General features: G+C 71.4%; 4 protein-coding genes. All 4 read left to right on the plus strand.

Annotated features, from left to right (window positions below):
* The first annotated feature begins 89 nt into the window (after window positions 1–89).
* Complete coding sequence (locus tag HT134_RS41800) at window positions 90–2,327, plus strand: ribonucleoside-diphosphate reductase subunit alpha (protein ID WP_312888849.1); 2,238 nt, start codon at window positions 90–92, stop codon at window positions 2,325–2,327.
* Window positions 2,328–2,378: 51 nt separating this feature from the next.
* Window positions 2,379–3,374, plus strand: a complete 996-nt coding sequence (locus HT134_RS41805) for a ribonucleotide-diphosphate reductase subunit beta (RefSeq protein WP_175606042.1) — start codon at window positions 2,379–2,381, stop codon at window positions 3,372–3,374.
* A 33-nt stretch (window positions 3,375–3,407) separates the two neighbouring features.
* A complete protein-coding gene (locus HT134_RS41810; protein WP_175606043.1) occupies window positions 3,408–4,556 on the plus strand; it encodes a mechanosensitive ion channel family protein in 1,149 nt (382 codons plus the stop codon).
* A 318-nt stretch (window positions 4,557–4,874) separates the two neighbouring features.
* A partial coding sequence (locus HT134_RS41815; RefSeq protein WP_312888850.1) for a M4 family metallopeptidase occupies window positions 4,875–7,083 on the plus strand: 2,209 nt, incomplete at its 3' end.

Here is a 7,083-nt window from a genome sequence, read left to right on the forward strand (position 1 = left end):
AGGGCCCGGGGGCCGTCGCGGCCGGGAACCACCCGCGCCGCCGTGCTCTCGCGCGCCCTCACCGGGGTGAGCTCGCGAGGAGAGAGCACGTGACGACCATCGTTGAGGGTGACCGCCGGCTGGCCATCGAGGAGGCCGCCGCCCGGGTGATCACCGACCCCGCCAACTCCCGGGTCGCCGCCCGGCTGCTGGCCGAGGAGATCGCCGCCGAGGCCGCGTCGTGCGGGGTGCGGTCGTTCTCCGAGTCCGTCGCCGCCACCCACGCGGCCGGGCTGGTGCAGGACGAGCTGGCGGCCTTCGTCGCCGCCCACGCCGCCGAGCTGGACGCTCTGGTGCCGGCCGACGCCGACGACCGCTTCGAGTACTTCGGCCTGCGCACCGTCTACGACCGTTACCTGCTGCGCCACCCCGAGACCCGCGCCGTGCTGGAGCGCCCGCAGCACTTCCTGCTGCGCGTCGCCTGCGGCCTGTCCGCCACCGTCGCCGAGGCGGCCGAGCTGTACGCCCTCATGAGCACCCTGTCGTACCTGCCGAGCTCGCCGACGCTGTTCAACTCGGGCGCGCGCCGGCCGCAGCTCTCGTCGTGCTTCCTGCTCGACTCGCCGCGCGACGAGCTGGAGGCCATCTACGACCGGTACGGCCAGGTCGCCCGCCTGTCGAAGTACGCCGGGGGCATCGGCATCGCGTGGACCCGGGTCCGCTCCCGCGGCTCGCTCATCCGCGGCACCAACGGGCACTCCAACGGCATCGTCCCGTGGCTGCGCACCCTCGACTCGTCCGTCGCCGCGGTCAACCAGGGCGGCCGCCGCAAGGGCGCCGCCTGCGTCTACCTGGAGACCTGGCACGCCGACATCGAGGAGTTCCTGGAGCTGCGCGACAACACCGGCGAGGACGCCCGCCGCACGCACAACCTGAACCTCGCCAACTGGGTGCCGGACGAGTTCATGCGCCGGGTCGAGGCCGACGAGATGTGGTCGCTGTTCGACCCGAAGGACGTGCCGGATCTGACCGACCTGTACGGCGAGGCGTTCGAGCGGGCCTACCGGGCCTACGAGGAGCAGGGGCGTCAGGTGCGCCGCGTCCCGGCCCGCACCCTGTACGGGCGGATGATGCGCACGCTGGCCCAGACCGGCAACGGCTGGATGACGTTCAAGGACGCGGCCAACCGCACCTCCAACCAGACCGCCCGGCCGGAGAACGTCATCCACCTGTCCAACCTGTGCACCGAGATCCTGGAGGTCACCAGCGACGCCGAGACGGCCGTGTGCAACCTCGGCTCGGTCAACCTGGCCGCGCACCTGCGCGACGGCGCGGAGCTGGACTGGGAGCGGCTGCGCGCCACCGTGCGGACCGCCGTGCGCTTCCTCGACCGCACCATCGACCTCGGCTTCTACCCGACGCCCGAGGCGGAGGCGGCCAACCGGCGCTGGCGGCCGATCGGGCTCGGCGTGATGGGGCTGGCCGACGTGTTCTTCACGCTGCGCCTGCCGTTCGACTCGCCGCAGGCGCTGGAGCTGTCCACCCGCATCGCGGAGGAGATCGCGCTGGCCGCCTACGACACCTCCGCCGACCTCGCCGCCGAGCGCGGCCGCCACCCCTCCTACGCCGACACCCGCGCGGCCGGGGGAGTGCTGCACCCCGACCACTACGCCGGCGCCGCCGCCTCGCCGCGCTGGGACGCCCTGCGCGAGAAGATCGCCACGACCGGCCTGCGCAACTCCCTGATGATCGCCATCGCGCCGACCGCGACGATCGCCTCGATCGCCGGCTGCTACGAGTGCATCGAGCCGCAGGTGTCGAACGTCTTCAAGCGCGAGACGTTGTCCGGCGAGTTCCTCCAGGTCAACCGCTATCTGGTGGCCGACCTGCAGGCGCGCGGCCTGTGGACCCAGGAGATGCGCGACGCCATCAAGCGGGCCGACGGCTCGATCCAGGACGTCCCCGGCGTCCCGGACGACCTCAGGAGCCTGTACCGGACCGCCTGGGAGCTGCCGCAGAAGGCTTTGATCGACCTCGCGGCGGCCCGCCAGCCGTACATCGACCAGTCGCAGTCGCTCAATCTCTTCATGGCCAGCCCGACCATCGGCAAGCTCTCGTCGATGTACGCCTACGCCTGGAAGAAGGGCCTGAAGACCACGTACTACCTGCGCTCGCGGCCGGCCACCCGGATCGCCCAGACCACCGTGGCGGGCTCCGCGGCGTTCACCGCCGCGCCGGCCGCCGGGACCGGCGCCGTGCCGGCGCCCGCGCTCCCGGCCGCCGAGGAGGCCGCCGCGGCGATCGCCTGCTCGCTGGAGAACCCGGAGGTCTGCGAGGCCTGCCAGTAGGCCGCGCGACCGTCACCCCGAAGAACACCCCACGTACGGAGATTTCCAGACATGCTGCTTGACCCGGGAATGGACCTGACGCTGCGCCCCATGCGCTACCCCGACTTCTACGAGCGCTACCGGGCCGCCATCCGCAACACCTGGACGGTCGAGGAGGTGGACCTGCACTCCGACCTGGCCGACCTGGCGAGGATGACGCCCCAGGAGCGCCACCTGATCAACCGGCTGGTCGCCTTCTTCGCCACCGGCGACTCGATCGTCGCCAACAACCTCGTGCTCAACCTCTACCAGCACGTCAACGCCCCCGAGGCGCGCCTGTACCTGAGCAGGCAGCTCTTCGAGGAGGCGGTGCACGTGCAGTTCTACCTGACGCTGCTCGACACGTACCTGCCCGACCCGGACGAGCGGGTCAAGGCGTTCGCGGCGATCGAGCACATCCCGTCGATCCGCGACAAGGCGGAGTTCTGCTTCCGGTGGATCGACTCGATCAACGGTCTGCGGCAGCTGGAGACGGCCGCCGAGCGGCGGCAGTTCCTGCTCAACCTGATCTGCTTCGCCGCCTGCATCGAGGGCCTGTTCTTCTACGGCGCCTTCGCCTACGTCTACTGGTTCCGCTCGCGGGGGCTGCTCGGCGGCCTGGCCACGGGGACGAACTGGGTGTTCCGCGACGAGTCCATGCACATGGAGTTCGCGTTCAGCGTGGTGGACACCGTGCGCGCCGAGGAGCCCGAGCTCTTCGACGACGCACTGGCCGAGCAGGTCACCGCCATGCTGGAGGAGGCGGTGGCGGCCGAGCTGGCCTTCGCCCGGGACCTGTGCGGCGACGGCATGCCGGGGATGACCGCGGAGCAGATGCGCGAGTACCTTGAGTATGTCGCCGACCAGCGGCTGGCCCGGCTCGGCCTGCCCACGCGGTACGGCACCGCCAACCCGTTCGCCTTCATGGAACTCCAGGACGTGCAGGAGCTCGCGAACTTCTTCGAACGCCGGGTTTCTGCTTACCAGGTGGCAGTTGAGGGCAATGTGAGTTTTGACGAGACCTTTTAAGTCCAGCTTTTAACGACATTGGGGGCATGACACGTGCAGTCGCCGGCTGACTGGCCCATCCTGGCCGTCTCCGTCGTGGGGGCGATCCTGGTCGTGGAGATCGTCCGCAGGCTGCTGATCCGGGCCCGGCGCCGCTCGGCGCTCGCCGGGCACCTGGTGGAGCACTGCACGTGGCCCGCGTTCGCCGTGGCCGCGGTGGTGGCGGCCAACTTCGTGTTCGGGCCGGGCATGTTCGGCAGCAGCTCGCAGGAGCGCGACCTGTCCTCGACCGTCGAGCGGGGGCTCGGGCTGGTCACGATCGCCTCCGTCACCTGGCTCATCGTCCAGGCCAGCTACGCGCTGACCGACGTGGTGCTGGAACGGCTCGTTCGGGTCGAGGGCGAGCGCAACCGGCGGGCCCGGCGGATCATGACGCAGATCGCGCTGGTCCGCCGGATCGCCGCCGCGACCATCATCGTGGTGGCGGTCGGCGCGATGCTGTTCTCGTTCCCCCAGGTGCGGGCGCTGGGCGCCGGGCTGCTCGCCTCCGCGGGCATCGCCGGCGCCGTGGTCGGCATCGCCGCCCAGCCGACCATCGGCAACGCCCTGGCGGGCCTCCAGCTCGCCTTCAGCGACGCGCTGCGCCTCGACGACGTGGTCGTGGTCGACAACGAGTGGGGCCGCATCGAGGAGCTGACGCTCACGTACGTGGTGCTCCGGCTGTGGGACGAGCGGCGGCTCGTGCTGCCCGTCTCCTACTTCACCCAGAACCCGTTCGAGAACTGGACCCGGCACGGCAGCCGGGTCGTCGCCGCGGTGTTCCTGCGGGTGGACTGGTCGGTGCCGGTGGAGAAGCTGCGCGAGGAGCTGTACACCTTCATCCAGTCCAACCCGCTGTGGGACCAGAAGGACTGGACCCTCCAGGTCACCGACATCCTGCCGAACGGCCTGGTCGAGCTGCGCGCCCTGATGAGCGCCGCCGACTCGCCCTCCGCGTGGGACCTCAAGTGCGACGTCCGCGAGCACCTCGTCCGCTACGTCCGGGAGAACTTCCCCGAGGCGCTGCCGCGCTTCCGCGTCGAGACGCCGGAGACCCGCGCCGGCGTGCCGTGGACCGCCCAGCTCGGCGCCGAGCTCGAACCCGGCCAGGAGGTCTCCCGGTCCGGGTACCCCGACCCCAAGCCGCCCACTCAGCAGTTCTGAGGCCGGCCCGGGGCTCTCGGCCGGCCTCGGCTTTTCAGGGCGTCCCCCGCCCCTTCACCAGCCCGGCCGACCTGCCGGTGCTGAGCGCGGCGAAGGCCCTGTAGTCGGAAGCGTCGGAATTATCAGTATGCCTACCGATATGCATACGGATTCCCAGCTCTGTGACAAGCGCCTACCGTCTGGCTCGCAGTGATCCTTCGCACGTGCGACACACCCCCCGCTTCCCGGCCGGCCCGTGCTCACAGGTGACCCCTGCGACGCGGGCCCGCGCGCGCCCACCCGGGCGGCCGGCCGGGGACAGCCGAAAGGAGCACAAGCGTGAAACGCAAGGGCCTGGCCGCCGCGACCGTGGGTATCACCGCGGCCGCGGCCATGGTGCTGTCCGCCTTACCCGCCTTCGCGGCCCCGCCCGGGGCCACCCCGGCCCAGCAGGGCTCCGGCGCGCAGGCGCGCGTCGCCGCCGACCCCGAGTCCCGCGCCGCGGCCGTCGCCGACCAGGCGATCTCCAGCGGCATGGACAACCTCGCCAAGGGGACCGACGAGGCGTACCGCCGCCTGAAGGTCGTCAAGGGCGCGGGCGACATGTTCTTCGTCTCCTACGAGCGCACCTACAAGGGTCTGCCGATGGTCGGCGGCGACGCCGTGGTCGTCACCGACTCCGCCGGCCACGTCCGCGACACCGTCGCCGAGTCCGGGCCCGCCCCGGCCGACCTGGCCACCACGCCCGACATCAGCGCCGCACGCGCCCTGCGGGTGGCCAAGACGAAGCTGGCCCGGGTGGACGACACCGCCGACCCGCGCCTGGTGGTGCTCACCTGGGGCGGCAAGCCGCGGCTCACCTGGGAGGCGGTCGTCAGCGGCCTGGCCGACGGCAAGCCGAGCATCCAGCACGTCTTCGTGGACGCCCGCACCGGCGAGATCGCCGACTCCTACGACCAGGTGCGCGCGGGCACCGGCAACGGCTACTACTACGGTCAGGTCACCATCAACACGAGCGGCTCCGGCAGCTCGTACTCCATGACCGACACCACCCGGCCGGGCATCAAGTGCGGCGGGCAGAACGGCTCCGCCTACACCGGCACCGACGACAGCTGGGGCAACGGCCAGGGCACCGACCTGGAGACCGCCTGCGTCGACGCGCTGTACTCCGTGCAGCGCGAGTGGGACATGCTGCGCGACTGGCTCGGCCGCAACGGCATCAACGGCAGCGGCGGCGGCTTCCCCGCCCGCGTCGGCCTCAGCGACGTCAACGCCTACTGGAACGGCAGCTACACCAACTTCGGCCACAACCAGGCCAACACCCGCCAGGCCACGCCCATCGACGTGGTGGCGCACGAGTTCGGCCACGCCATCTTCCAGACCACGCCCGGCGGCGCCGGGTCCGGCAACGAGAACGGCGGCATCAACGAGGGCACCGGAGACATCTTCGGCGTCCTGACCGAGCACTACGCCAACAACCCCAACGACCCGCCGGACTACCTGGTCGGCGAGGAGGTGGACCTCGTCGGCGACGGCCCCATCCGCAACATGTACAACCCGTCGGCGCTCGGCGACCCCAACTGCTGGTCCACCTCGATCCCCAACACCGAGGTGCACGCCGCGGCCGGCCCCATCAACCACTGGTTCTACCTGCTGGCCGAGGGCAGCAACCCCGGCGGCGGCAAGCCGTCCAGCCCCATCTGCTCCGGCGGGCCCTCCTCGGTGACCGGCATCGGCATCGAGAAGGCCGGCAAGATCTACATGGGCGCGCTGAACCGCAAGACGTCGTCCTGGCGCTACACCAACGTGCGCGCCGCGGCCGTCGCGGCGGCGATCGAGCTCTACGGCGCCAACAGCGTCGAGTGCAACACCACCAAGGCGTCCTTCAGCGCGATCGCCGTGGCCGCCGCGTCCGGCGAGCCCGCCTGCGGCACCCCGGGCAACGACTTCTCCCTGTCGCTCAACCCGACCTCGGGCAGCGCGCAGCCGGGCCAGCAGGTGACCACCACGGTCAGCACCCAGACCACGTCCGGCAGCGCGCAGACCGTCAACCTGAGCGCCACCGGCCTGCCGAGCGGCGTCACCGCGAGCTTCTCCCCGTCGTCGGTGACCTCCGGCAACTCCTCGACGCTCACCCTGTCCGTCGCCTCCTCGGCGGCGCAGGGCAGCTACCGGATCACCGTCAACGGCGCGGGCACCACCACGCACAGCGCCGTCTACACCCTCCAGGTCGGCAGCACGCAGACCCGTGACTTCTCGATCTCGGCCAACCCGGGCTCGGGCACGGTGCAGGCGGGCTCCTCGGCCACCACCACCATCGCCACCCAGACCACGGCCGGCAACGCCCAGGCGGTCAACCTGTCGGCCAGCGGCCTGCCCACCGGGGCCACGGCCAGCTTCAACCCCGCCTCGGTCACCTCGGGCGGCTCCTCCACCCTGACCATCGCCACCGCCCCGACCACCCCGGCCGGCTCCTACAACGTCACGGTGACCGGCACCGGCGAGACGGCCACACACACCGCCACCTACGCGCTGACCGTCCAGGGCA

This window comes from Nonomuraea rhodomycinica (assembly GCF_013363995.1).
Lineage (GTDB): Bacteria > Actinomycetota > Actinomycetes > Streptosporangiales > Streptosporangiaceae > Nonomuraea > Nonomuraea rhodomycinica.